The sequence below is a fragment of the Elusimicrobiota bacterium genome (assembly GCA_016218575.1).
Classification (GTDB): domain Bacteria; phylum Elusimicrobiota; class Elusimicrobia; order UBA1565; family UBA9628; genus JACRDN01.
In genome coordinates this window covers 1-26,040 of sequence record JACRDN010000023.1, presented here as the reverse complement: position 1 = coordinate 26,040, position 26,040 = coordinate 1, and the positions used below count along the sequence as shown (strand labels likewise).

Below are 26,040 nucleotides of genomic sequence, written 5' to 3'. Positions count from 1 at the left end.
GACAGTATACTTAATTGGCTTTTTTGGAATTCGGCAACTGTCACCGAATTCGACTTAGTCCGAGACCGGGGAGGTCGTGGTGGCGCAGGGGACCTTGCGCAGCAGGCGGAAGGCCTTGACCAAAGAAGCGCTGCCGGCCAGGAGAAGGATCCAGGCGCATAATCCGCCGAATTGCCCGGTTCCGTTCAGAAGCCCGCTTTGTGCCTTGGCCCCCACTATCATGATGATGTTCATATGAGGGAGCATACCAGGCTGCTGTTGCAAATTTATTTCGCTAATTGCGGCGGACCTCCAGATTGAGCTCGGCGGCAAGCCGCCCCCGACAGTCGCCCTGGTTGGCGGCACTGATCTGGAGCTCCAAGCTCTTCACCCGGGCTTCCAGTTGGCTGATGCGGGTCCTCAGCCGTTCGGCTTGCGAGAATTCGTTCTGACTCATGCCATTCTCCTCCATCTCCCCAGTGTAGGGACCTTGACGCCCCCCTGACAGGGCCTTATGGCCCAGGCCCTCCGTAGGCCAAAAGGCCCACGGCGATTTCGTGCCCGCGTCCTCGAATTTTCATAGTATCTAGGCGGTGCGAAAATTGCATTTCGTGGGCGCGGCCGGCTCCGGGGTGAGCGCCTTGGCCCAGTTCCACACCATGGGGGGCGGGGCCGCGACCGGCTCCGACCGCGCCTTCGACCGGGGAGAGGCCGCGGAGCTGCGCTCCAAGCTCGAGGCGCTGGGGATCGAAATCCTGCCCCAAGACGGGCAAGGCCCGGAGCTCGGGCCCGACGCGGTGGTGGCCTCGAGCGCCGTGGAGGCGGGCAACCCGGACCTTGAGCGCGCCAAGGCCCTGGGCCTGGGAATCCTCCACCGGGCCGACCTCCTGGCCTCCTACGTGTCTCAGTTCAAGACCGTGGCCGTGGCCGGCACCAGCGGAAAATCCACGGTGGTCGCCATGATTTACGAGATCCTGGAGGCCGCAGGGAAGTCTCCTTCCGTCATCACCGGGGGGGCGCTCCTTGCGCTCAAGAACAAGGGTTTTTTCGGAAACGCCCACCGTGGCGCCTCCGACCTCCTGGTGATCGAAGCCGATGAGTCAGACGCAAGCCTCACCCGCTACAAGCCCTGGCTCGGAGTTCTCCTCAACCTCAGCAAAGACCACAAGGACGAAGCCGAGCTCCTCGAGATTTTCTCGGCCTTCCGCCGCAACTGCGCCATTTTCGCCGTGGAGCGATCCTTGTCCCGGCTTGCGGCCTTCGAGCACCCGGAGCTTTCCTTCGGCCTCGAGGACGGAGAGATCAAGCCCGAGAGCGTTTTCCTGGAGCCGGACAAAGTCCGCTTCAGGCTCTCGGGAATCGACTTCACTCTACCGGTCCCCGGCCGGCACAACCTGGAAAACGCCGTGGCCGCGATCGCTGCCTGCAAAATGGCCGGAGTCGAGCCCGGTCAGGCGGCCTTGGGCCTCTCCCGCTTCCAAGGCGTGGCCCGGCGCTTCCAATCCCTGGGAACGGCCAAGGGGGTCGAAGTGGTGGACGATTTCGCGCACAACCCGGCCAAGCTCTCCGCCGCGCTTTCCGCCGCGCACCTGAGGGCGCGCAGAGTCCACGCGATATTCCAGCTGCATGGCTTTACTCCGGCGCGGTTCATGAAGAGCGAGCTCATCGAGGCCCTTTCCGCGGGCCTCGGGGCCAGGGATGTCCTGTGGCTGCCCGAGATATATTACGCCGGGGGCACGGCCCAGAAAACGATATCGGCCAAGGATTTCGCTTTGGCCCTGTCGGAGCGGGGCAAGGACGCGCGCTTTCTCGAGTCGCGCGAGGCGATAATCCCCGAGCTCATCAAGTCCTTGAAGACCGGGGACCTAGTCCTAGTGATGGGCGCCCGCGATCCCTCGCTCTCCGCCTTCGCCAAAAATATATTGGACTCGCTCCGGAAGGCGGACGTCTAGCTTGGACTTGAGGTACGGGTCGAGGAAAGCCTTGAAGCGCTGGATCTGCTCCTTGGCCTTCTTCAAGGCGCGCTCCATGCCGGCGGGGCCCGAGAATTTCACCTCGCCCACGGCCGCGACCGCGCAGTCCTTCCTGCGGTAGACCAAAATGTCGAGCTCTCCCAAGGTGCGGCCCTGGGCGCTCTCGCGGTACTCGACGCCTCCCTCGACCGCGTACTCGGCGTCGGGATAAAGCCCTCGCTCGATTTGCAAGTAATGCGGGACCAGGAATTCGAGACTAGTCCCCATCCTGCCGAAGTCGTCTCCCCCTCGCAGCTCGGCCTCCTCTTTGATCCAGGCCAGGTGGGTTTCAAGCTCCTTCTCCATATTAGGGAAGCGGTCCGGCGAGACCGCGGGCTTGCCTTCGAAAGCCGCGAAAGGCCGGCCAGCGGGAGCCCCGGCCACGTCCTTGCAGTCCACATGATTGTGGCCCGCGACCTCGGGGTTCAAGGCGCACCATAGGACGTCCCCCTCGGCGCGCGACAATGGGATCTCGTATGTGAAGCCATGACCCACCGCGCCTTGGGCTCCAACGAAAAGACCGTAGTCTATGCCGCGGCTGAAGCGCTCCACGCCCCAGGACGCGCAATGCGCCTCCTTGGAACGGTAGGCCGACCGGAAGTATGGCTTGCTTTCCTCGGCTAGGGCTACGGAGGCCGACAAGGCGAGCGCGGACAAGACGAGCTGGGCGATTTTCATTCCTGTATTCTAGTAGAATTAGCCGTGCATAAAAAGTACAAGCGCATGCTTATGGCCGAGCGCGATGGCGCGCGCCAAAAGCGCGAGCCCGCCGATTGGTCGGTGTACATGCTGCGCTGCGGCGACGGCAGCCTCTACACGGGCATCGCCAAGAACGTCGAGGCGCGCCTGGGCCAGCACTCCAAGGGGCGGGGTGCGGCCTACACCCGCTCGCGCGGGCCCCTGGCCTTGGTGCGCTGCGAGCCGGGACTGACGCGCTCCCAGGCCCTGGTGCGGGAAGCCAAGATCAAGGCCCTTTCCAAGAGCGCCAAAGAGACACTGTTGGGCTCCTAATCCGTGCCCTTCTGCGCGAGGTGGACGACTCGCGCAAGGCCTTTGCCCAAGAGCTCCAATATGGGCCTTTAGACCTATCTGCCGCGGGCCCTACAGGCCCTCGCGCGGGCTGGGCGGGAGCCCTACACTTGAACCATGCCCCATATCGAGGTGACCATGAAAAAGATCATGCTGGCCTTCACTTTGCTCGCCGGAACATTCTCCCCCGCCACGGCCCAGGAAGACCTCTCGGCCAAGTTCGCGCAAAAGCGCAAGGAAATCATGCTGGAGAGAATCGAGTGGTTCAAGCAAAGCAAGCTCAGGAACACCCAGGATCGACATTTAGAACTAAAGCAAAAATATGGAGAGGAATTTACCTCTAGCGCTGACTGGCGTACTCTCTTAAACACTGCATATAATCGGTTGAAATGGGCTCGATTTGGAGCTGAATCCGGCGACGTTACGTCTTACAAAAAAGAAATGGATAAAGCACTAGATATTATTAACACGCTCAACGAAGACATGGATAGATTCCAGATACGGCTGGTTCCCAAACGCCAAGACCAAGGCGGTCGCGGGAAAGTGTACGGCTCGCCCGGACCCAAGGTGTACTGATGCGGAAAACAAGGATATTTATTCTGATCTCGCTAGCCTTCGCCGCGGCCCGGTCAGGGGCCCAAGAGTCGCCCTTGGCCGGCGCCGCGCAAGAAGGCCTCAAACAGGCGGTTCTGCACAGGACGTCGACGCTGAAGGCGCGCCTGGCCCAAGCCCAAGGCCGCTACCGGGCTCTCAGCGGGGATTTCGGCGAGGATTTCACGGAATCCATCTTGAGCGTATTGGAGACCACGGAGTACGTCCCCGGCTTCGTCAAACCCGCCGCGGTCCTGGAAGGCGTCAAAAAGCATCTTTCCCGGGCCGAAGCCCGAGCGCTGGACCTCGACATCAGCGCGGCCAAGGACGACCTGGCCTCGGCCAGGAAACTGCTCGATTACGTTTCAATTTACATGGGGAAGTATAAGAAGGGAGGATCCAGGAAGGGTGTCCTCGCGCAAATCGCTCAGTTCGCTCGAACCAAGGTCCTGCCCGCGCAAGCGCGCTACCTGCGCCTGGCGGACTACTACGCAGAACCCTTCAAGACCATCGAGGTGACGGTCCACCTGAAGACAGGCGGGACCTCTTTCTTCATGGAAGACCTGCCGTCGGAGATCGGCAGGGACGTCCGAATAGCTCTCCAGTACGCTCGCCAAGGAGCGATTGACCAGGCTCGACTGCGCCTGGAATCGGCCAAGGCGGAGCTAAAAGCCCTGAACCAGGCGATGGATTCGTACGAAGATTTCCGCCGGCCGCACCCCTAGCCTGAAATAGATGCGGAGGGAGAGGGATTCGAACCCCCGAGAGGCTTTTGACCTCTAAGCGTTTTCAAGACGCTCGGTTTCAACCGCTCACCCATCCCTCCTCGTAATCAGCCTCCCCGCGGGGGAGGCTATGTCTTATGGGCTTGCTTTGTTTCCGTTATTGTATCATATGGTTGTAAAATGGCCTCCTCCCAAGCCGAGACTTTGGAGCTGCTCATCGAGATCGGCCGGCTTTTGTCCTCCAAGCTGGACGTGGGCGAGCTCCTGGAGACCGTCCTGGTGCTCGCCGCCCGAGTGGTCGGGGCCGAGAGCGCCTCCGTCCTGCTTCTAGACGAGCAAACCCAAGAGCTTTATTTCCACGTGGCCCTGGGGCTGGGGGAGCGCACCTCGGGCCTGCGCCTCAAACTCGGGCAGGGCGTGGCCGGGCACGTGGCTAAAATGCGCGAACCCTCCATCATCAACGACGTCCACGCCGATCCGCGCTGGTCCTCCGCGGTGGACAGCAGCACGGGATTTCACACCCGCTCGATCCTGGCCGCGCCCATGATACTCAAGGGCAAGATCATCGGCGTCGTGGAGGCCATCAACAAGCGCGAAGGAACCTTCACGGCCGAGGACCTCAAGACCTTCGAGGCCTTCGCCTCGCAGGCCAGCATCGCCATCGAGAACGCCCGGCTCTTTTCCTCCTTGAAGGAGGAGAAATTCAGGCTGGACACTATTTTCGCCCAAATGCAGGACGGGGCGGTCCTCACCGACCAAGCCGGCGCGATCCTCATGGCCAACCCCGCGGCCAAGAAATACATGGGCGTTGGCACGGAGCCCAAGACCCTCGACGAGGCCACCTCGGGCATGACCGTCGCTCCCTCCTGGAGCGAGATCATGACGAGCCAGGCGGACGCCTTCGACTTCACTGCCTCCCGCGAGCAGCCAAAAAAGCTCTTCCTCGCGGGAAAGGCCACCCGCATACATCTCAACCTCGAGCGCAAGGCCGGGGAAGAGCCCCTGGCGGGCTGGCTCTGCGTGTTCCGGGACCAGACAGAGGAATGGCGCAAGGAGCGGCTCAAGCGCACCTTCCTCTCCCTTATCTCGCACAAGCTCAAGACCCCCCTCTCCTCGGTCATGGGCTACGCCGAGATATTGAAGGAGGAGTTCAAGGCGGGCCAGCGCTCGGACATCGAGAGGAAGGCCCTTCAGGCCATCACGACCCAAGGCCATAAATTGGCCGATCTCGTGGACAAGCTCCTGCGCTACACGATCTTGGCCAACCCCGAGGACTCCATGGAGGCCGGCCCCTGTCGCCTGGACGCGGTGGTGGACGAGGCCCTAAAAAGCATGAAGGCCTGGCTCGCCTCACGCAAGGCCACGGTGCTCTGGGAACCCGGCGGCTCTCACGAGGTCACCGGAGACGCGGTCCAACTCAAGGAAGTGGTCAAGAGCCTGGTCGAGAACGCCGTCAAGTTCGATCCCAAAATAGAGAAGAAGGTGGCCCTTTGGCTCGAGGGCGGCGCCAACGAGGTTTATCTCCGCGTCAAGGACCTGGGCCCCGGCATCCCGCCGGAGGAACAGGACAAGATTTTCAGCCGCTTCCACCAGATTGAGGACTCCTTCACCGGACAAGTGGAGGGCTGGGGCCTAGGGCTTCCCTACGTGAAGAAAATCGTGGAGGGGCATGGGGGCCGGGTCGAGCTCAAGTCCAAGCTCCAAGAAGGCACGACCGTGACCGTGATCCTGCCGCGCCGCCGGGACGGCGGGACGCCGTGAGAAGGCTCCCGGACCTGCGCCCCGAGGACTACGCCGCGATCCTGGGCGGAACCGACTACGGCGAGGCCTTTGTGGAGATCTCCCAGGGCCTTTCCGTGCGCCTTGAGGACCGCCGAATCGAGGATATGAGCTCGAGCTCCGAGTTCGGCATGGGTCTGCGCTTTTTGAAGCGGGCGGGCCAGTCGGTCGAAACCTGGCAGGGCAGCGTTCAAAGCTTCGACCCCCAAGCCGCGGCCAGGCTCAAGCGCGGGCTGTTGGGCCCGCGGGCCCCCGAGGGCCGCGCCCCGACCGGGGTCTTGTCGGCCTACGAGCACCCCATCCGGGTCGATCCCGGGGGAATTCCCCTCGAGAGCAAGATTTCTCTGCTCAAATCCATGGACCAGGCCCTGCGCTCTGAGTTTCAAAATCTGAGGCAGGTAAGCCTCTCCTACGGGGAGCGCCAAAGGGAAACCGCGATCCTCAGCTCCGAGGGCTTTTTTCGCAAGGAAAAGCGAACTGCGGTGATACTGGCAGTGAACGTGGTGGCCGAGAAAAACGGCGTGCTCCAGACCGGGACCGAGATCCTGGGCGCCCTCAAGGGCTACGAGCTCATCCTCGACTCCAACCCCCTGCGCTTGGCGCGCCAGGCCGCCCGCCGGGCCCTGGCCAAGCTCGACGCGCCCAAGGCCGAGGCCGGGGAAATGCCCATCGTGATCGCGAGCTCCGCCGGAGGCACCTTCATCCACGAGGCCATCGGGCATTCCCTGGAGGTGGACCACGTCCAGGAAGGCTCCTCCCCAGCGTACCGCGGAAAGGTCGGACAAGCCATAGCGCCCGAAAACATCTCGGTCGTGGACGACCCCACCTTGCCCTTCCAACGCGGCAGCTTCAGGTTCGACGACGAGGGCTTGGAGGCCAAGTCCACCTACCTGGTCAAAAACGGCGTTTTGACGGATTACCTTTACGACCGCGTGACCGCCATGAAGGAAGGCAAGCCCTCCAACGGCCACGGCCGGCGCGAGTCCTTCCACTGCCGGCCCATCCCGCGCATGTCCAACCTCTACATAGCGCCCGGCAAGGATGATCCGCGAGAGATCGTGAAAAGCCTCAAGGCCGGGATACTTGTGACCCGCATGGGCGGGGGACAGGTCAACACCGCCACCGGGGAGTTCGTGTTCGAGGTGGACGAGGGCTTCTGGGTCGAGGACGGGATCGTCAAGCACATGGTGAGGGACGCCAACCTCCTGGGCATAGGCCCCGAGATCTTAAAGTCCATAGACCGCGTGGGCTGGGATATCGGCTGGGGCATCGGCACCTGCGGAAAGGACGGCCAGGGGGTTCCGGTCTCGGACGCCCAGCCCACGCTGCGCATTCCCAGGATTTTGATCGGCGGACAGCATGGATAAGAGCCCGGCCAAGGCGGCCTCGCGGCTCTGGGGCATCCTGCTGGCGCTCTTGACCCTATCGCCTCTTTTGGCCCTCTCGCGCAAGCCTCAGGGGAAGAAAAACATGGAATGGCACGGCGGCTATTGCGAGGTGTCCAAACCCGGCGAGCGAATCGTTAAAACTCAAGAAGAATGGGAGCGCCTCTGGAAGGAGCTTGGCCGCCCGGCCCCTCCGGCCGACTTCAGCCGCCAATTCGCGGTGGCCGTGTTCCTCGGGCTCAAGAACACGGGCGGCTATGGGATCAGGTTCCTGGAGCCCGTCTCACGCCCCGGAGAAACCGCGATCCGCTACAAGGTCGAAAGCCCGCAGGGCTTGGCCACACAATCCCTGACCCAGCCCTATGCCGTCAAGCTCTTGCCCAAGAGCTCCAAACCGGTCAAGGTGGAGGCCGAGTGAGCCTCCTTCTGGCACTTTTTCTTTCCGGAACCCCGGCGGCCCATGCCCAGGTGGACGGCTCGACCGCGACCCATGCCGCGGTCTGGCTAAAGCAAGGAGCCTCGCTCCTCTATTACGACGATGCGGGAACCCTCTCCCAGGAGATCGGCCTCGGGGTCCTGGAGGACTCGAGCGGCTCCCGGATCAACGCGCGCGAGACCCGCGGCGGCGCCTCTTCCCTGGGGCATTTCGCCTGGACCGTGGAGCGCACCGCGACCTGGAATCCCCAGCGCACCAAGAAACTCGAGTCCCGCGCGGTCCTGCGCTTCTACGGCGGCAAGGGCCTGGAGCTCTGGTCCGAAGCGGAGGCCGACATTCCGGACGGCGGGGAGCCCCTCCTATTCTCCCAGGACGAGGAGACTTTGCTCCTGAGCCGCCGGGTCCAGGACAAGTGGTTCGCGTCGGTCAAGAATTACCTCGGCAACGAGCTCATGCAGGCCGGCCCCTTTCCGAGCCTCGAGATGCTGGCCCTCACTCCCAACGGCCGCTACGCCCTGGCCCGCTGGAGCGTGCTGGACAAGAGCTCGACCCATACCTTTCTCGACGTCGCCCGCAAGGCGCGAAAGGACATCCCCTCGGGCGAACTCAGCCTGGGCCTGGCCCGGATAACGAACGACGGACAGGTCTTCTCTGGAAAGAAAATGATCTTCGATTTCAACGCGGAACCTAAGCCATGAGGGCCCTCCTGTTGGGCTTGGCCCTCCTGGCGGCGTGGGCCCAAGACGGCGCGGATTCCCCTCAAGACCAGCCTAAGGTCAAGCCTCCCGACACGTATCTAGCACCCAACCCGGCAGCGGACAAGAACCTCTTCGGGCGGCTCAAGAAGGCCAGCAAGGACTCGCGCCTGACGAACATGGACGAACAGATGGCCGACGAGGAGAAGCGAGAGATCATTAAGACCCTTTTCGAGGGCCAGGGCAGCCAAAACAACCGCATCATCACCCAGCAGAAACCGAGCCAAGCCTCCGGTTCGGCCCAAGGGGCCTCGGGCGCGCCCTCGACCTTGAGCTCTGGCTATTACGACCGGCTCAGCCGAAGCAACTTGCGGGGCTATTCCCCCCAGCTCCAGACCCTGCAAAGCGCCTTGAATCAGCGCCGGGCGCCCGGCGCTCCCAAGCTCATCGAGACCGGAAAACTCGACTACGAGACTTTGAGCTATCCCGCCTACTCCATCCGCCACGACATCCGGATTCTCGAGATGAAGATGCGCCTTTCCAAGAACTACGCCTGGGCCAAGGCCCTGGGCCTGGAACGCCGCTATCTCCCCGAGCAGCTCCTCGACTCCGTCATAGAAGCCCAGCTCCAGGCTCAAGCCGCCGCCAAGGGGATCAAGGAGAGCCCGCGTCAAGCCAAGCGGCAATCGGCCCTGGAAAATGCCGCGTCGGCCCTGCGGGAATTCGAGGCCGCGGCGCAGCCGGCCCAGGACCCTGAGAAAATCACCCGCTCGCTCGTGATCGCCCTGGGGGCCAAGCAAAAGGAGGCGGCGCGCTGGATCGCCTTGGCCAGCCTCCAGGAGGAGCTCGAGCGTCTGGACCAGGAGCGGGATTTCTTGACCCCGGAGCTCCTGGACTTGATCGGCCGGCTCCCTCTCGGCGCGGCCGACCTCTCGGCCTATAAAAGACGTGGGGCGGACCTCAAGGAAAAGCTTTCCGCTCTCAAGGCCCGCGACGAGCTGGCGATCCGGCTCCTGGAGTCCGAGAGTTGGCTCTCGGACCTCTCTCGGGCAGACGCCCTCATCGCCCGCAATAGCGGCCTGGGCCAGGCCCTCGGCCGCGCCGCCTCCGATTACGCCGCGGTCCCTTATCGCCTGGCCGGCGCCATCAAGCCGAAGCTCCGGTGGCGGGAGCTGGCCGACAACTTCATCATGCGCTTTTTGCCCGGCAGCGCCCGGGCTCGGGCCCTCAAGCGGGAAGAAGCCCTCAAGGAAAAACTCAAGGACGTCTTCCTTAAAATAGCCTCGGGAGACTTGAACGCGGCCCACGCGATCCTGGCCAGCCTTTAGATTCGACTAAGGCTACTTGCGAGAGGGCACCCGGCAATAGTCCGAGAAGTAGGGAATGAGGGCCTTGATCTGGGGCAGGTACTGTTCGGCCACGCGCTCGCCGGCCTTGATGATCTCCTTGGCGCGGTGCATCTCGGTCCAAGAGAAGCCGGGAAGATCGGGGTGGATCACCACGTCGGCCAGGTCCAAGCGGGTCTGCGCGATCTCGTACTCCATGGTGTATATCATCTGGAAGAAGATCTCGGGCATGCTGGGCGCCTTGAGCAGCTCCGGAAGGGCCAGTTCCTTCAAGCTCGCCAAATCCACGGGCGCGTTCAAGAGCGTGGTCTTCTGGGCCATGCGCCTGGCCTTGATGCGAGTGGGGCGTTCGCTGGCGGGAGAAGTGAGGTTGACCGCGATCAGGGCGTTGGCGCCCATGTCGGCCACCACGTTGGCGGGAACGGGGTTGACCAGGCCCCCGTCCACCAGGTAGCGGCCGTTCAAGCGTATCGGCGCGTAAATCAACGGCAGGCCGCAGCTCGCGCGAATGGCCTCGGCCGCGCGGCCTTCCTTCAACACGACCTCCTCGCCGGTCTCTATGTCGGTGGCGACACAGGCGAAGGGCATCTCCAGCTCCGGGAATTCCTTGTTCCCGAAATACGACCGGACAAACCTCAGCAAGGTCTCCCCCGCGAAAATCCCGGAGCGCGGCAAGGTGAGGTCCCAGAACAAGTTCTCGTAGACCCAGGCCTTGTCGATGCGCGCGGCCAGGTCCTCGATCTCCTCCGGTTCCATGCCGAGAGCCGCGAAGCCTCCGATGAGCGAGCCGATGGAGGTGCCGGCCAGCATGTCTATGGGGATTGCCTCCTTCTTGAAGACCTTGAGGACACCGATCAGGGAATGCCCCAGGGCCGCGCCGGCGCCCAGGGCAAGCCCCACCTGGACCCCGCCCAGGCGCCGGGCCAGACGCTCGATGCCCCTCAGGGACTTGGGATGGCCTTCCATGGCCTTGTAGGGAGAGGCGGACCTTTCGAAAACCTCGGCCAGATCCTCGGACCAGGGGATGGTCTGCCGCTGGGACGGCAAAGCCAAAGTGGACTCCTCGAAGTCGGCCTCGCCCAGCCAAACCTCGAGCATTTTCTTGCGATCCATGGCCGAGAGAAGCTCTCCCTCGAGCTGGCGAAACTGCGGCTTGTGCCCGGCGTTCCCCACCAGGAGGGCCTGGTCGGCCTCGGCGAGCACGGACTTCTCGATGTCGCCCAACTCCGAGCTCAAATGCACGAGGACCAGGTCGTGGGCCTCGCGCAGGAAGTTCAAGAAGAGATAAATGCCGCTATAGAGCCGCCCCCCCAAGGTCGCGGCCGGGAGGCTTAGGATCTCCAAGCCAGAGGGGTGGGCCTGGGCCAAGGTCCGCAGCATCCCCGGGTCCCTCAAGTCCACCTCGCGCAGGGCCGCCTCGGCGATGACCTGGGGCTTGAGTCCCAAGGCCCGGGCGATAGCCCCCGAGTCCGTCCCCATGTCCACAAGAAGCGTCCGCTTGCGGGTCTGCTCGGTGAGAGCCAGCCCCAGCTGGCAGGAAAACAGAGCCGCGTCGGCCCTGCCCAGGGCCGCGTTGAAGGCCATGAGCTGGGCGCTCGAGACCTTTTTGCTGGGCTTGGGTGCCACCTGCGGGACCAGCCTGCGGGCGAGTATCCGGGAGAGATGAAGGAGAAGGGAGGGAGTCTCCCTTAAAATTGCCTCGAAGTCCTTGCGCGAGAGCTTTAAGAACTCGCAGGTGGTGTTGAGCCTGGCGGTGGCACTGCGCGGCTCCCCGGTCAAAAGCCCCCCCTCCCCCAAGGTCTCGCCCCGGCCCAGGAAAGCCACCAAGGTCTCACCAACATTCAAGGAATGGAAGAGCCGCACCTGACCCGAAGTGATGATGTAGAGGGAGTCCGGCTCGTCGCCCTGGGAAAAGAGCACCGAACCCTTGGGCAAGGAGAGCGCCTGCATCCGCGCCGCGATGCGGGAGATGTCCTCGAAGGATAGCCCGGAGAAAAGAGGAACCCTCTTGAGAAAAGGCTCCCAGACCGGGATTTCTTCAGGGGTCATTTTAGAGGGTCAGGGCATTTAGTATAATTCGGACGGCCTAGCCCCAAAAGGCGCAGGCCAAAAGCCCGATCACGGTCTTGGAATCGAGTATCTTCCCGGAGCGGACCAGGCCCAAGGCTCTTTTAAAAGGCAGGACCTCCGTTTCGATGAATTCATCGCAATCCGGCTCGTGGACACCCGGGACCAGGCCCTCGGCGACAAAAAGGTGGAGCCTCTCGCTGGCGAAGGCGGGGGTCGGCCAATAATCGAGGAGGAATCGAATCTTCCCGGCGGAGTAGCCCGTCTCCTCGCGCAGTTCGCGCCTGACGCAGGCCAGGGCCTTCTCGCCGCGATCCAGCTTTCCGGCGGGCAGCTCCAAGGTGATCTCGCCCACGGGATGGCGGTACTGGCGAACGAGCACCACGGTCTTGGCGTCTAGGAAGGGGACGACTCCCACAGCACCCGGGTGGTCCAAGTACTCTCGCGTGGCCGAGCGGCCGTCCGGAAGACGCACACGGTCCACGCAGAAATCGACCGCGTTGCCGCGGTAAACGGGGTTTTTCTTGATCAGAGTCTCGACGAGGCAAGCCTTGCCCGCGGAAGTCTTAGTCATGGCCGTGAGTTGAGTATAACAAAAAATGCCCAAAACCGAGTTCGTCCATCTCCACAACCACTCGGAGTACTCCCTCCTCGATGGGGTGATCCGCCTTTCCGACCGCGACGGCAAGCCCTCTGAAGCCTTGAAGGACTTGGCCCAGGAGGGAGCCAAGGGCCTGGCCATCACCGACCACGGCAACATGTACGGGGCCGTCGAGTTCTACCAGCAGTGCTCCTCCCTCGGACTCAACCCCATCGTGGGCTGCGAGATGTACTTCTCCAAGGGAAAGCTCACCGACCGCGGCCACTCTCAGAAGGAGAATTGTCACCTGACGGTGCTGGCCAGGAACTTCGAGGGCTACCAGAACCTCATGCAGCTGGTGAGCAAGGGCTTCACCGAGGGCTATTACTACGACCCGCGGGTGGACAAGGAACTCCTGGCCAAGCACTCCAAGGGGCTCATCATCCTTTCGGGCTGCCTCAAATCCGAGATGAGCCAGGCCATCATGGACGGGAATCTGGCCCAGGCCGAGAAGCTGGCGGCGTGGTTCCGAGACAGCCTGGAGCCGGATTGCTTCTATCTCGAGATCATGGACCATGGCCTCGAGAAGCAGCGCCAGGTCCTCCAAGCCCTTTTGGAGCTCCACAAGCGCACCGGCATCCCCCTGGTCGCGACCAACGACTGCCACTACGCCCACAAGAACGATTTCGAGGCCCACGACGCGCGTGTCTGCATCTCCACCGGGAGGAAGCTCGAGGACACCAACCGCCTCAAATTCGAGACCCACGAGTTCTACCTCAAGAGCCCGGCCCAGATGCAGGCCCTCTTCTCTTTCGCCCCCGAGAGCCTCGCCAATACCCTCAAGATCGCGGAGATGTGCCATATCAAGATTCCCACGGACCAGCTCCTCCTTCCCGAATTCCAAGTGCCGGAGGGCTTCACCCAGGATTCTTACCTTGAGGACCTCTGCCTAAAAGGCCTGCAAATCCGCCTCGGAGGCGCCATGGCGCCAGCGTACGGAGAGCGGCTCAAGTTCGAGCTTTCCGTGATCCGGAGAATGGGGTTCTCCGGCTACTTCCTGGTGGTCTGGGACTTCATCGCCTACGCCCGGCGCGAGGGGATCCCCGTGGGGCCGGGCCGCGGCTCCGGCGCCGGGGCCTTAGTCGCCTATGCCCTGCGCATCACGGACGCCGATCCCTTGAAGCACAACCTCCTCTTCGAGCGTTTCCTAAACCCCGACCGCAAGTCCATGCCGGACTTGGACATCGATTTCGCCGACACCGGCCGCGACAAAGTCATAGACTACGTGCGCCAGAAGTACGGCGCCGCCAACGTGGCCCAGATCATCACCTTCGGTTCCATGGCGGCGCGCCTGGTGGTGCGCGACGTGGGCCGGGTGATGAACGTCCCCCTGGCCGAGGTGGACCGTATCGCCAAGATGATTCCGGGCGGGCCCGGCGTCACTTTGTACCAGACCCTGCAGAAGTCTCCAGAACTCCAGGAGGCGGCCAAGAACCCCCAGATCAAGAAGCTCCTCGACCTCTCCTTGAAGCTCGAGGGCTTGAAGCGCCACACCGGCGTGCACGCGGCCGGCACCGTTATCACCAAGGAGCCGGTGGTGAAATACACGCCGCTTTCCCGCGGCGGAAAGTCCGACGTGATCACGACCCAGTACGACGGCGACGTCCTGCCCAAGCTAGGCCTCCTGAAGGTCGACTTCCTGGGCCTGCGCACTTTGTCCATCATCGAGAACTGCGTCAAATCCATTCGGGCGCGGCACGACCCGGGATTCGCGATCGATAAGATACCCATGGACGACCCCAAGGCTTTCGAGCTTCTGCGCTCTGGCAAGGCCCTGGCCGTGTTCCAGCTCGACAGCCAGGGCATGCGCGACCTCCTGGTCCGCCTCAAACCCACGGACTTCAACGATATCGTCTCCCTGATCGCGCTCTTCCGCCCCGGCCCCATGCAGTCGGGCATGCTCGACATGTTCGTCGAACGAAAGCACGGCAAGCAGAAGATATCCTACGACCATTCTCTCCTGGAGCCGATACTCAAGGACACCTACGGCTGCATGGTTTTCCAGGAGCAGGTCATGGAGATATCGAAGAAGCTCGCCGATTTCACGCCGGGCCAAGCCGACGGCCTGCGCAAGGCCATGGGAAAGAAGATCCCGGAAGAGCTAGAGAAGATGCGCGACACCTTCGTCAAGGGCGCGGCCGGGCACAAAATCTCGCCTAAGCTCGCCAACAAGATCTACGACCATATGGTCCAGTTCGGCGGCTACGGCTTCAATCGCTCCCATTCCGTGGCCTACGGGATCGTCGCTTACCAGACGGCGCATCTCAAGGCCAACTACCCCCTGGAGTTCATGGCCGCGGTGGCGACCTCAGAGATCGGGCATTCCGCCATCGGAACCGACGAGAAGGAGAACAAGCTCGTCACCTACTTGGAAGAGGCGCGCGCCATGGGCATCGAAATCCGGCCCCCCGACATACAAAAGTCGCAAGCCCACTTCTCCATCGAGGACCCCAATGCCATCCGTTTCGGCCTGGTGGCGGTCAAGAACGTGGGCGAGGGCGCGGTGGATTCCATGCTCAAGGCCCGAAAAGAGGCCCCCTTCAAGGACCTGGATGACTTCTGCGCGCGCGTGGACCTGCACTCCTGCAACAAGAAGGTCCTAGAGTCCCTGATCAAGGCCGGGGCCCTGGACAACTTGGCCCCCGGCGCGCCCCCGGCTGCCGGAAGGGCCGACCTAGCGGCCCGGCTCGACGATTGCATGGGGCGACAGACCCGCCTGCGCGAGGATCTCCTGCGCGGCCAAGGGCTGCTCTTCGGGACGCAGGTCTCGCTGGCCCAGGATCCGTCCGAAGCCAAGATCCAGGTTCAGCCGATGAGCGAGCATGACCTTCTCAAATCCGAAAAAGAAGTGCTGGGCTTCTACTTCTCCGGCCATCCGCTTTTGGGGATACAGGAGAAGCTCAAGGCGGTGAGCAGCCACGCCATAGACAAGCTCGGCCAAGAAATCACCGGCCCGGTGCGGTTGGCGGGTCTTATCACCCAAATCAAGCGCATGGTCACCAAGAGCAAGGGCGAGCAATGGGCTCGGGGCGTGCTCGAGGATCTGACCGGGGAAATCAACCTCCTTGTGTTTCCCAAGTCCTATGCCGCGGGGCTCGGGGCCCAGCTCAAGGTGGGCTCCATCGTGGCGGTAACGGGACGCCTCAGCTTTCGGGGAGCGGGAGGGACCGAGGTCGAGGCGGGACCCGAGCTCATCGTCGAGCAGATCATGCCCCTGGACATGGCGCTTTTCCTCTGCGGGAAAAAACTGCGACTTCTAACGCCCCCTTCCGTCCTTGAGGGAAACCTGCTCGAGTCCCTCAAGGAAATCTTGGAAAGCCACCACGGTTCCTGCCGCGTGGCGCTGGAATACGAGACCCCGGAGGGAACCGCCGTGCTCGAGCTGGACTACGGCGTGCGCCTGTCGCAAAAACTGCTAGACTCTATCGAGAAAATTTTAGGGGAGAAAGCATGGCGGATCGAAAGCGCATCCTAGTTGCCGATGACGACCCGGACCTTCTTGAGCTTCTAAAGATGGACCTGGGCTACCAGGGCTACGACATCCTGACCGCGACCAACGGCAAGGAAGCCCTCCAGGCCGCGCTCTCGGGCCGGCTGGACCTCCTGATCCTCGATGTGATGATGCCCTACGTCGATGGTTATCACGTGGCATATGAGGTCACCAACAAGCTCGGCGCCAAAGCCCCCCCCATCCTCATCATCACCAGCCGCGACACGAACCGGGAAAAGGGCATCGCCCTCATGAGCGGCGCCAACGAAATCATCCAGAAGCCCTTCGAAATGGACGCCCTTCATGAAAAAATCTCTAAAATTCTTGCGAAAGCTTAGGCAAGAAAGATAAAATGCCTTCATGACGAAATCGCGGCCGCCGTCGGGCTCGGGCTGTCTTTGGCTGTTCTTGGCGGCTTTGAGCCTCGCCCAGCCGGCCCTGGCCGCCGATCCGCCGGTTCCGGCGGGAACCGAGGGCGGGACAGTCAAGATCAGGCCCAAGAGAGGAGAGCCCGGGGGGGCGGAACTAGGGGCGCTGCTCCAGCCCGACGTGGACACCATAGACACCCCGACCACGGCTGTCCTCGACTACGGGGGCTACGCGGCCCAGAGCCGATTCTTCGCCAACGGCGGAGTCTTGCAGCACATCTCTTTCGGGGTCTTCCAGAACTTAAACCTCGGCGCCTCCCTGAACATGGACGGCATCATCGGCAACAACTCCACCGTCCGCCTGCGCGCCCCGAACCTACAGATCAAGTACCGCTTTTTCGACGGAGACCGGCAAATCCCGTCTTTGGCCCTGGGCTACGACGGCCAGGGCCACCTGTACAACCAGGTGGACAAGCGCTACAACCACCGCCAGAGGGGGCTCTATTTCGTAGCCACCCAGGAACTGGGTCTTCCCGGCCTCCAGGCCCACCCCTCCTTCAACATCTCCGATTTCGACAGCAACTCCATTTTCGGCGCCCTGCCCTTGAGCTTCAACATACAGGACAGGGCCTCCATCCTCGTGGAGTGGGACAACATCAACAATTTCGCGGACAGCCGCTTCAACACCGGGCTGCGGGTGTACATGACCCCCCATTTCCACCTGGATTTCGCGTTTCGCGGCGTCGGGCAGGGAGGACGCTTCAACGGGGGAGACCCCCGCGGCCCCGAACGCGTCGTGCAGCTGCGCTACAGCGGCAATTTTTAACAGGAACAGCTAGTGTCAGAAGGTAGCGCAAGGAGAACATCATGGCTAACGCAACCGCAGTAAAGGCGGATTCGAATCTAAAGAAACATTTTTTGCAGTTGAGCGCCGGGAAGCTTTCGGGGCTGCGCCAGATCACGGACGAGAACAACCGTTTCAAGGTCTTGGCCCTGGACCAGTCCAATTCCTTCAAGAAGGCCTTGCGCGCCATGCACGAGAAGGCGGGCAAACCGGCCGAGCCCGGATACGAGGAAATTCGCGACACCAAGCTCGAGATGGTGGGGGTGCTGGGGGCTCACGCCAGCGCGGTGCTCCTGGACGTGAACTACGGCGCCCGCCAGGCCATCAATTCCTTCGCCCTGCCCAGAGGGGCGGGGCTCATAGTCCGCTCCGAGGCCTCCAAGGACGCCGGCCTCCCCTCGGAGTACGAGCCGGGCTGGTCTGTGGAGAAGATCAAGAGGATGGGCGCCTCCGCCGTGAAGCTCCTGGTCTACCTCGACGCCGAAGACAAGGAGAACGTGAAGGCCCAACTCATCTTCGTCGAGAAAGTCTCGCGCGAGTGCGCGCGCCACGACATCCTGCTCATGACCGAGGAGCTCTCCTTCCCGCGCAAGGGCGAGGATAAGTCCTCCCCCTCCTACAAGCAGCGCAAGGTCAAGAACATCCTCGAAGCCACCCGACTCATCGGTCCCCACACCGACATCCTGAAGCTCGAGTTCCCGGGGGACATCAAGGCCGAAAGCCCCGCCCAGCTCCAAGACAATCTGGGCAAGCTCAACGAGGCCGCGATCCGGCCCTGGGTCCTGCTCTCCGCGGGCGAGAAATTCGACCTCTTCGTCAAGCAGGTGGAGCTCGCCATGAAGGCGGGCTGTTCCGGCTACATGGCCGGGCGCGCCATCTTCAATGAATATTTCGACCACGGAACCCGCGAGGCCCGCGCGCAATTTCTGGCCGCGACCGGCATTGAGCGCATGAAGACCCTCAACAGGATCGTGGACGCCTCGGCCCAACCTTGGACCACGCGCTACGGGATATCTACCCAGGATTTGGCCTCTGCCGTGAGCCCGACCTGGTACCTAAGAGAGGGCGAGAAGGCCGGCAAGGCCGCCTCCACGCACGGGGATTATTGACATGGCCAAGCGCATCGCCATCCTGACCGGCGGCGGAGACTGCCCGGGGCTCAACCCCGCCATCCGCGGGGTCGTGATGAAGGCCTCGGCCCTGGGCTACGAGTGCCTGGGCATCCAGGAAGGCTGGAAGGGCATGATATCCGGAAACGCCAAGCCTCTCACCCGGCAATGCGTGGAGGGCATCGTCTCCCAAGGAGGGACCATTATCGGGACCTCGCGCACCAATCCCTACAAGAAGGAAGGCGGGCCCCAGGCCGTGCTAGAGACCTTCAAGAAACTTTCCCTGGACGCCCTCGTGGCCATGGGCGGGGAGGACACCTTGGGCGTGGCCGCCAAGCTTTTCCGCGAGCACAAGGCCAGGATCGTGGGCGTGCCCAAGACCATGGACAACGACCTTTCCGCCACCGACTACACCTTCGGCTTCGACACCTCGGTCACCATCGCGGTGGACGCGGCCCAGCGCCTGGTGGACACCGGACGCTCCCACCGGCGCATCATGATCCTGGAGGTCATGGGCCGGCACGCCGGCTGGGTCGCTCTTTTCACCGGCATCGCGGCCGGGGCCGACTGCATCTGCATCCCCGAGAGGCCCGTGGATCTAAACGACATGGCCAAGAAGCTCACGGCCGCGCACGCCCGAAAAAACGTGGCCCTGGTCGTGGCCTCCGAGGCGGTGGAGTTCACCGGTCAGGAAAAGGAGGAGAAGCTCGACGAGTTCGGGCACATGATCTTGAAGGAGCGCGGGGTGGGAGAACGGATCGCCGAGGCCGTCCAGAAGGCGACCGGCATCGAGACCCGCGCCGCGGTGATCGGCCATATTCAGCGAGGCGGAGCACCCACGCTTTTCGACCGCATTCTAGGCACCCGCGTCGGGGTCAAGGCCGCGGAACTCGTCCACGCTGGAAAATTCGGCCACATGGCGGCCTTAAAGGGCGACGCCGTGCTTCCCGTTCCTCTTGAGGAAGCCACGGCCAAGCTCAAGACCGTGACCCCGGATTGGTTCGAGCTCATGGACGTCATGACGGAGAGGACCGCGGCCCAAGGAGCGCCGGTCAATGCCTGAGCCCCCCAAGTTCCAGCGAAAGACGGTCCTTGTCAAGCGCTCCCTCCAGCTCAAGTACATCGGGCTGGTCTTTGTAAGCGTGCTCTTGGCATGCCTCATCATTGGGGCCGACGTCTACCACACCATGACCCGCATGGTACTGGAGGACAACCCCGCGCTGGCGCCGAGCCTGGCCCACTTCAACCTCATCATCATGGTCAAGCTCGGGCTGTACCTGGCATTGATCCTGCTCATCTCGCTCTACGTCTCGCACCGCTTCGCGGGGCCCATCTACCGCTTCGAGAAGTCGGCCCAGATCATATCCTCGGGAGATCTCACGCACAGAGTCTCCCTGCGCATGGGAGACGAGCTCCTTGAGCTCCAGGAGGAGTTCAACGGCATGGTGGCGAGCCTCCAGTCCCTAGTGCAGAAGGACCGCAATCTGGCCGGGCGCCTCTCGGAGCGCGTGAGTGCGGCCTTGAGGAGGTTGCCAGACAACGGGGCGGGCTCGACCGCGCGCGAGGACCTGGAGTCTCTCAAGGTGGAGCTCGATCATCTGACGAAATCGTTCAAGGTTTAAAATTAGCCGAATGCTCAAAACCTCCCGTCTTGCCCTAATCTTGGGGCTGTTCCCGGCTCTCCTGTCGGCCCAGTCCGTTTCACCTTCCTCGGCGCCAGAAAAGGTATTCACGTTGGATGACGCCCGGCACCTGGCCCTGCTCAACGACGCGAGACTGCTCACCTCCGAGCAGGACAAGATCATCGCCGAGCAAAGAGTCAAGGAGGCGCGCTTCCTTTTCCTCCCCGAGTTCGGCCTGCAGGCCAGCGCCACAAAATTCGAGGCTCGCTACCCCTTCAGCCTCTCCGGAGATTCCCGCAACATCCTGCTTTTCCCAGACGTCCCCCAGCTTTTCGCCCCCAATACGGGCAACATCTACTCCGGGCGCTCCTACATGCACATGCCCATCTACGAGGGCCGAAAGACCATCAACACCTTGCGGCTGGCCCAGGCCGCCCAGAAGCAGGCCTACAGCAACTACGACTCCGTGCGCATGGACGTGACTCTCGAGGTCAAGCAAGTCTTCTACCGCCTCATCCTGGCCCAGGAGAAGGTCTTGGCCGCGGAAACTTTTTTGGAGAACGCGCAGGAGTGGGCCGCGAGCTCCTCTTTGGACTCCTGGGAGAAAGTGGAGGCGGAGGCCCTATCGGCCCAAGCCCGAGCAGAGGTGTCCGAGGCCCGCCACCAGCTGGATTTGAGCCGACTGGCCTTTCTCAAGAGCCTCAACATCGAGCTCGACACCTCCTTCAAAGTGGCGGGCACCCTCGAGACCAAGCCCGCCCTCATCGACATAGACAAGGCCGTGCTTTGGGCCATGGAGCTCAGGCCCGAGCTCCAGTCGGAGACCTACCGGGCCCAGATGGACGCCATCTCCGTGAGCCTGGCCTCGGCCCGGCGAATCCCCACCGTTTTCCTCGCCGGAGACTACGAGCTCACCGGGACGCAGTTCCCCTTGAGGCGCAACAATTGGGACGCCACCCTCGGCATACGCATCCCCTTCGCCTACGACTATTGGAGCCAGTTGAAGCAAAAGAGAGCCGAGCAGCGCCAAGGGGAGCTTAAGCGCGCCGAACTCCAGGATCGGGTGCGCTTGGAAGTCCGCCAGGCCTACGAGACCTTGGAGTATTGGCAGAAGGAATGGCCCATGCGCGAGGCCCAATTCCGAAAAATCCAGGCCCTTTATGACTCGTCGGCGCGCCGCTCCGGCCCGACCCTCGGCCGGATCAGGGCCGGCAAGGCGCTCCTCGACCTGCGCCTGGCCTATCTTTCCTCCGTCATGGAGCATATCCTGGCCAAGGCGCGCCTCGCGCGCGCCGTGGGGCGGGAAATCTCCCAGTGAGGGCGCGGGACGCGGCTTTCGTCCTGGCGCTTATGGCCCTCCCGGCCCTCGGGCGGACCGCTCCCGACCTCTCCCAGGACTCGCTTTTGCGCGATCATCTCTGGAGAGAGATCACTGCCCTTCCCGCCGGGCGGCGGCCCAAGGTCGGGCTCGTCCTTTCCGCGGGTTCCCTGCGCGCCACGGCCCACGTTGGGGTTCTGGCCGTGCTCGACTCGGTGGATTTCCCGGTGGATGCCGTGGCCGGGACCTCGATGGGCGCGGTCCTAGGCGCCATGGTCGCCGCCGAGAAGCCCATGGCCACGATCTGGAAAGTGGCCAACTCCCTCAAAATCAACTCTGGGAACAACCTCAACACTTTCCGGCTCCTCTCCCTCATTCTAAGCGACAAACTGCTCTCCTCCAAGAAAACGGAGAAGCTGGTCCAGGAGGTGCTGGGCAAGACCCGCTTCCAGGATCTTCCCAAGCCCTTCGCCTGCGTGGCCATGGATCTTTACTCCGGAGAGGGGATCATCCTCCGGGAAGGGGATCTCGCCGCGGCCGTGCGGGCCAGCATGAACCTTCCCGGGATCTTCGCCCCGGTCGAGTACCGCCACCGCTACCTCGTGGACGGAGGCGTGGTGGACTATATACCCGTTGACGCCGCCAAGCTCCTGGGCGCGCAATGGGTGCTGGCCAGCGTCACCGAGCCCGACTACACCCACTCCAAGCCCGAAAACGTGCTCGAGAGTTTGGAGCAGGTAATAAACATCCGCGGCTCCCTTCTTTCCCGCGAGCAGCGCCGCCAGGCCAACTTCCTCATCGAGCCTCCGGTGGGCGACATCGGGATGTACGAAACCTCCCGGACCAAGGAGGCCATCGCCAAGGGCATCGTGGCGGCCAAGAAGCGGCTCAATCCCGCCATGGAGGAGTACATCCTGTTCTCGATGCCCTCTCTGCTTCCAGAGTATATCCCGCCCCGGCCGGCCAAGAATTTATGATGCGGGGTTGGCTCGCGCTCCTTTGGCTCGCCCCGGCTTGCCAAGCCGGATTCTGGGGCTCGATCATAGATCCCCTCGAAAAACCCAAAGCCCTCTACCAGCAGCGCCACTACGCCTCCGACATCGAGAGCCTGCCCCCGGACGCCATGCAGAAGCTGAAAGGGGAGCACTTGAGGCAGGCCTACTTTTTCCTGGGCTCGAGCTATGAGCAGTCCCAACAAATGGAAAAAGCCCTGGGAGTCTACCAGTTGGGGATCAAGCTTTTCCCCAAGGACATCAATCTCTTGAGCGAGCTGGCCAATCTCCTGCACCGCATGGGTTTGGAGGAGTCCGCCGAGCCCCTTTATCAGCGCGTGCTTAAAATCCATCCCAACAACAAGATTGCCCACCTGGGACTGGCCGAGATAGACCAGAACCTCGGGCTTTTGGAGGAGAGCGCCCAGCATTACGAGAAGGCCCTGGAAACCATGGGCGACAACGCCTCCGTTTGGCGCGAGTACGCCGAGCTCCTCCTGGAGCTCAAGGATTGGCGCACGGCAGAGCTCTCGATCCGCAAGGCCCTGGAGCTTTCCCCAGACTCCGACTCGGCCATGACCTTGGCCCTGATCCAGAGAAAAAGCGGGCGGCTGGCGGAAGCCATCGAGACCTTGGACAAGCTTTGGGCGCGCGAGCCGAGACGCCTGGAGATCGCTCTGGCTCGGGCCCTGTGGCTGCTCGAAGCCAAGAGATTCCCGGAAGCCGAGGCCGTGGTCGATCCTATCCTTAAAAAAGATCCGGAAAGCGCCCTCGCTCTCTGGATACGAGCGCGGGTTTACTTGAGAACCGACCGCACGAACCCGGCCCTTGCCGACCTCGAGGCCGCCTCCCGCGCCGGAGCCAAGACGCCCTTCGTGGCCCAGGCCGCGGCAAGCCTTCTCAAGCTTTTGAGAGCGGACAAACCGTGAAAATCCGCTTCTTCAAGCTCTCCGGAGCCGGGAACGACTTCGCGCTTCTGCCGAGCCGCCCGCGCGGCGCCGACCTTGGAAAGCTCTCCCGAGGGCTTTGCGACCGCCGCCTCGGCGTCGGGGCCGACGGGCTCCTGGTCCTGTCCGGCTCCCGGACAAGGCCCGCTCTCGACTATTTCAACGCGGACGGCTCCCAGGCCTTCTGCGGCAACGGCTCGCGCTGCGCGGCCTGGTGGCTGTACCGGAGCGGCCGGACCCGCGGAAAGAAGCAATTTAGCATCCTCACGAGCCAGGGCCGCTTGGAGGCCCGGATCGCCGGTCCTGGAAAAGTCTCCCTCTCCATGCCCGAGCCCCGGGATATCCGACTCGGCCTGAGCTTGAAAGCCGCGGGCCGGATCTTGCGCGTCCACTTCCTCGACACCGGAGCTCCCCACGCGGTACTCGAGGTCTCGGACCTGGAGAAGACCCAGGTCCTCGATCTCGGGCGGGTCTTAAGGCGCCATCCCGCCTTCAAGCCGATGGGAACCAACGTGGATTTCATCCGCATACGCGCGGGAACGGTCGCCGTGCGCACCTATGAGCGCGGGGTGGAGGCAGAGACCTTGGCCTGCGGCACCGGGGCCGTGGCCGCGGCCGCAGCGGGGTTCCTGCTCGGCAAGTGCCGTCCCCCCGTCCGCGTGCTCACGCGCGGCGGGGACACGCTCAAGGTCCATTTCCGGGCGCGGGGACAGCGCCTGTCCGAGGTCCGCCTCGAGGGGCCCGCGCGAATCGCCTTTCAAGGAGAGATCGAGCTATGAAATTCGAAGGCTCCTACGCCGCTTTGGCCACCCCCTTCAAGAAGGACCTGACTCTCGACGAGGCGGCCTTGCGCTCCCTGATCCGCCGGCAGATCGCGGGCAAAAGCGCGGGGCTGGTCGCCTGCGGCTCCACGGGGGAGGCCGCGACCCTCACCCACGAGGAGTTCCGGCGCTGCATCGAGATATCCCTGGAGGAATCCCGGGGCGAGGTGCCGGTCATCGCCGGGATCGGGACCAACGCCACTTGGAAAGCTCTGGAGATGGCCCGGGAGGCCGAGAGTCTGGGAGCCGACGCCCTCCTTGTGCTCGCACCCTACTACAACAAACCCACCCAGGAGGGACTCTACCGCCATTTCTGCGCGGTGGCGCTGGGAACGCGCCTGCCCGTGGTGGTCTACAATATTCCCGGCCGCACCGCGGTGAATATTCTCCCCAAGACCTTGGCCCGCATGGCCAAGGCCTGCCCCAACATCGCGGCGGTGAAAGAAGCCTCCGGAAGCCTCGACCAGGTCTCGGAAATCCTCGGCCTTATGCCCCCGCCCTTCTCCGTCCTTTCCGGCGACGACAGCCTGACCTGGCCCATGATGGCGGCCGGGGCCAAGGGCGTGATCTCGGTCGTCGCCAACGTCGCCCCCAAGGAAACCGCTTTGCTTTGCCGCTCGGCCCTATCGGGGGACATGGCAAAAGCAAAGAAACTTCATTTTAAAATATTTCCTCTAGTAAAGACGCTATTCCTAGAAACCAACCCCATCCCCCTCAAGGCCGCCCTGGAAATCCTGGGGCTCTGCTCCGGGACCTTGCGCCTGCCCCTGACCGAAGCGGCTCCCGAGACCAAGGCCGCGCTCAAGGCCGCGCTCAAGAAATTCAGGGCCTAGATTTTCTAGGCCCTTTGGCCTTGTCAAAACGGTCCACAAGGCTCAGACCCCGGGGCGCGCTTTGTAATAAAATAACTCCAATGAAGGCGGTTATCCTGGCCGTGCTATTCGCGGGACCGATCCAGGCATCGGTTTTCGACCCCCGTCCCTTTGCCGACAGCGGCTGGGTTCCCGCATTCGCCTCGTTCATCTCCTTCGCCCACTCCCCGCAGGGGGCCGCTATCTTAGACCCGAACTCGCCATGGAGCTCCGTCCCCGGAGATCTAATGAAAGATCTCGACGGCTTATCCTCCGTTAGCCCCATTATTTATGCCATGTTCGGCTCCGAAAGGAATGGCTCGAATATCGGGCAAGCCATGCTCGATGTCGAAAGCCTGTCGTACGCTGAAAGGGAGAATCTCGTGAAACGGTTGGAGAAATTCAGAGAAAAGGCCGAGCTTTCTGTTCTCGCGGAAACAGATGAGTTCGAGGCTCGACTGGCTCAATACGAGGAAGCCGCGACGAGAGACGGCTCCTTGCCTGATGTGGCCAGGGCCGACCTGCTCCTCATGGTCAAGGCTTTTTCCAATCCTATGGGCATGCTTTACGGCAAGGCCGTCCACGATAAAATGACCGAAATGGCCGAGCGTGCCGCGCTGTTGTTCCCGAAGTCTTTTGGGTCGTTTTCGGGCGATTCCCGGGCGGAGGAGCCTTCGGCGGTAATCCCCGCGCCGCCGAACCGCTTCATACCCGGGGCCGCGCTGAACCAGTCTCCTGTAAACGACATTAAATCCCAATTGAGCGCGCTCGGCATCGAAGCGCGGCAAATCCACATTTTCGACGCCGGCGCCGGACGGCAAGCGCTATTCATAGAATTCAGCGGCCTCGCGGACGGCCGTGCCCCGATGTCCGGGGAAATTGCGTAGCGTAACCTAATTGGTGAGGGATTCATTCTAACTTTTTAGGCCGCGACTAGTTGCCTCACCTCCGCTTGCTCTTCGGTTCCAATCGCGGCCAGCGCAGGAACATTGCT

26 protein-coding genes and 1 tRNA gene are annotated in these 26,040 nt (G+C 62.8%); 21 read left to right on the top strand and 6 right to left on the bottom strand.

Going from position 1 to position 26,040, the window contains the following annotated elements; genetic code table 11:
* Positions 1-54: 54 nt before the first annotated feature.
* Both HY921_12675 and HY921_12670 read right to left on the bottom strand, forming a co-directional pair.
* Entirely contained in the window at positions 55-234 is a 180-nt protein-coding gene (locus HY921_12675; GenBank protein ID MBI5631724.1) for a hypothetical protein, read from the bottom strand.
* Between the two features lie 40 nt (positions 235-274).
* On the bottom strand, positions 275-436 hold the full coding sequence (locus HY921_12670; protein ID MBI5631723.1) for a hypothetical protein: 162 nt from the start codon (positions 434-436) through the stop codon (positions 275-277).
* 136 nt (positions 437-572) lie between these two features.
* On the opposite strand from HY921_12670, the gene HY921_12665 reads away from it, so the two are divergent.
* The gene (locus HY921_12665; GenBank protein MBI5631722.1) at positions 573-1,931 is read left to right on the top strand and encodes a UDP-N-acetylmuramate--alanine ligase; all 1,359 of its coding nucleotides are present in this window, start codon (positions 573-575) and stop codon (positions 1,929-1,931) included.
* Here HY921_12665 and HY921_12660 read toward each other — a convergent pair.
* Positions 1,851-2,669: a hypothetical protein gene (locus HY921_12660; GenBank protein ID MBI5631721.1), complete on the bottom strand. Its 819-nt coding sequence runs from the start codon at positions 2,667-2,669 to the stop codon at positions 1,851-1,853. The genes HY921_12665 and HY921_12660 overlap by 81 nt on opposite strands.
* 51 nt (positions 2,670-2,720) lie before the next feature.
* Here HY921_12660 and HY921_12655 point away from each other — a divergent pair, with 51 nt between their 5' ends.
* The 3 genes from HY921_12655 to HY921_12645 all read left to right on the top strand — a co-directional run bounded on the left by HY921_12655 (position 2,721) and on the right by HY921_12645 (position 4,336).
* Entirely contained in the window at positions 2,721-3,002 is a 282-nt protein-coding gene (locus HY921_12655) for a GIY-YIG nuclease family protein (protein ID MBI5631720.1), read from the top strand.
* Between the two features lie 156 nt (positions 3,003-3,158).
* On the top strand, positions 3,159-3,596 hold the full coding sequence (locus HY921_12650) for a hypothetical protein (protein MBI5631719.1): 438 nt from the start codon (positions 3,159-3,161) through the stop codon (positions 3,594-3,596).
* The gene (locus tag HY921_12645) at positions 3,596-4,336 is read left to right on the top strand and encodes a hypothetical protein (protein ID MBI5631718.1); all 741 of its coding nucleotides are present in this window, start codon (positions 3,596-3,598) and stop codon (positions 4,334-4,336) included. Before HY921_12650 ends, HY921_12645 begins: the two co-directional genes overlap by 1 nt.
* A gap of 13 nt (positions 4,337-4,349) precedes the next feature.
* Here the strand turns inward: HY921_12645 and HY921_12640 are convergent.
* Positions 4,350-4,437 (bottom strand) — tRNA-Ser (locus HY921_12640).
* 79 nt (positions 4,438-4,516) lie between these two features.
* Between HY921_12640 and HY921_12635 the strand changes: the two genes are divergently transcribed.
* The 5 genes from HY921_12635 to HY921_12615 are packed head-to-tail and all read left to right on the top strand — an operon-like array spanning position 4,517 to position 9,959.
* A complete protein-coding gene (locus HY921_12635; protein ID MBI5631717.1) occupies positions 4,517-6,097 on the top strand; it encodes a GAF domain-containing protein in 1,581 nt (526 codons plus the stop codon).
* Positions 6,094-7,482, top strand: a complete 1,389-nt coding sequence (locus HY921_12630; protein MBI5631716.1) for a TldD/PmbA family protein — start codon at positions 6,094-6,096, stop codon at positions 7,480-7,482. The genes HY921_12635 and HY921_12630 overlap by 4 nt, the downstream gene beginning before the upstream one ends.
* The gene (locus HY921_12625; GenBank protein ID MBI5631715.1) at positions 7,475-7,918 is read left to right on the top strand and encodes a protease complex subunit PrcB family protein; all 444 of its coding nucleotides are present in this window, start codon (positions 7,475-7,477) and stop codon (positions 7,916-7,918) included. Before HY921_12630 ends, HY921_12625 begins: the two co-directional genes overlap by 8 nt.
* Complete coding sequence (locus HY921_12620) at positions 7,915-8,634, top strand: hypothetical protein (protein MBI5631714.1); 720 nt, start codon at positions 7,915-7,917, stop codon at positions 8,632-8,634. The genes HY921_12625 and HY921_12620 overlap by 4 nt, the downstream gene beginning before the upstream one ends.
* The gene (locus HY921_12615) at positions 8,631-9,959 is read left to right on the top strand and encodes a hypothetical protein (GenBank protein ID MBI5631713.1); all 1,329 of its coding nucleotides are present in this window, start codon (positions 8,631-8,633) and stop codon (positions 9,957-9,959) included. Before HY921_12620 ends, HY921_12615 begins: the two co-directional genes overlap by 4 nt.
* A gap of 12 nt (positions 9,960-9,971) precedes the next feature.
* Here the strand turns inward: HY921_12615 and HY921_12610 are convergent, their stop codons facing one another.
* On the bottom strand, positions 9,972-12,026 hold the full coding sequence (locus HY921_12610) for a cyclic nucleotide-binding domain-containing protein (protein ID MBI5631712.1): 2,055 nt from the start codon (positions 12,024-12,026) through the stop codon (positions 9,972-9,974).
* Positions 12,027-12,063: 37 nt separating this feature from the next.
* A complete protein-coding gene (locus tag HY921_12605) occupies positions 12,064-12,618 on the bottom strand; it encodes an NUDIX hydrolase (protein ID MBI5631711.1) in 555 nt (184 codons plus the stop codon).
* A 25-nt stretch (positions 12,619-12,643) separates the two neighbouring features.
* Here HY921_12605 and dnaE point away from each other — a divergent pair, with 25 nt between their 5' ends.
* From dnaE to HY921_12545, 12 genes are all read left to right on the top strand, one after another.
* The gene (dnaE, locus tag HY921_12600) at positions 12,644-16,159 is read left to right on the top strand and encodes a DNA polymerase III subunit alpha (GenBank protein MBI5631710.1); all 3,516 of its coding nucleotides are present in this window, start codon (positions 12,644-12,646) and stop codon (positions 16,157-16,159) included.
* Positions 16,135-16,512: a response regulator transcription factor gene (locus tag HY921_12595; GenBank protein MBI5631709.1), complete on the top strand. Its 378-nt coding sequence runs from the start codon at positions 16,135-16,137 to the stop codon at positions 16,510-16,512. Before dnaE ends, HY921_12595 begins: the two co-directional genes overlap by 25 nt.
* A gap of 22 nt (positions 16,513-16,534) precedes the next feature.
* Positions 16,535-17,368, top strand: coding sequence for a hypothetical protein (locus tag HY921_12590; GenBank protein ID MBI5631708.1), 834 nt, complete (start codon positions 16,535-16,537; stop codon positions 17,366-17,368).
* Between the two features lie 41 nt (positions 17,369-17,409).
* A complete protein-coding gene (locus tag HY921_12585; protein MBI5631707.1) occupies positions 17,410-18,495 on the top strand; it encodes a tagatose 1,6-diphosphate aldolase in 1,086 nt (361 codons plus the stop codon).
* A gap of 1 nt (position 18,496) precedes the next feature.
* On the top strand, positions 18,497-19,558 hold the full coding sequence (locus tag HY921_12580; protein MBI5631706.1) for an ATP-dependent 6-phosphofructokinase: 1,062 nt from the start codon (positions 18,497-18,499) through the stop codon (positions 19,556-19,558).
* Positions 19,551-20,117 carry a HAMP domain-containing protein gene (locus HY921_12575; GenBank protein MBI5631705.1) on the top strand — a complete coding sequence of 189 codons (567 nt, stop codon included), beginning with the start codon at positions 19,551-19,553 and terminating at the stop codon, positions 20,115-20,117. Before HY921_12580 ends, HY921_12575 begins: the two co-directional genes overlap by 8 nt.
* Before the next feature lie 10 nt (positions 20,118-20,127).
* Complete coding sequence (locus HY921_12570; protein MBI5631704.1) at positions 20,128-21,435, top strand: TolC family protein; 1,308 nt, start codon at positions 20,128-20,130, stop codon at positions 21,433-21,435.
* On the top strand, positions 21,432-22,412 hold the full coding sequence (locus HY921_12565; GenBank protein ID MBI5631703.1) for a patatin-like phospholipase family protein: 981 nt from the start codon (positions 21,432-21,434) through the stop codon (positions 22,410-22,412). Before HY921_12570 ends, HY921_12565 begins: the two co-directional genes overlap by 4 nt.
* Positions 22,409-23,356 carry a tetratricopeptide repeat protein gene (locus tag HY921_12560; protein MBI5631702.1) on the top strand — a complete coding sequence of 316 codons (948 nt, stop codon included), beginning with the start codon at positions 22,409-22,411 and terminating at the stop codon, positions 23,354-23,356. Before HY921_12565 ends, HY921_12560 begins: the two co-directional genes overlap by 4 nt.
* Entirely contained in the window at positions 23,353-24,153 is an 801-nt protein-coding gene (locus tag HY921_12555) for a diaminopimelate epimerase (protein ID MBI5631701.1), read from the top strand. Before HY921_12560 ends, HY921_12555 begins: the two co-directional genes overlap by 4 nt.
* Positions 24,150-25,028, top strand: a complete 879-nt coding sequence (locus HY921_12550) for a 4-hydroxy-tetrahydrodipicolinate synthase (GenBank protein MBI5631700.1) — start codon at positions 24,150-24,152, stop codon at positions 25,026-25,028. The genes HY921_12555 and HY921_12550 overlap by 4 nt, the downstream gene beginning before the upstream one ends.
* An 80-nt stretch (positions 25,029-25,108) precedes the next feature.
* Positions 25,109-25,933: a hypothetical protein gene (locus HY921_12545; GenBank protein ID MBI5631699.1), complete on the top strand. Its 825-nt coding sequence runs from the start codon at positions 25,109-25,111 to the stop codon at positions 25,931-25,933.
* Positions 25,934-26,040: the final 107 nt, after the last annotated feature.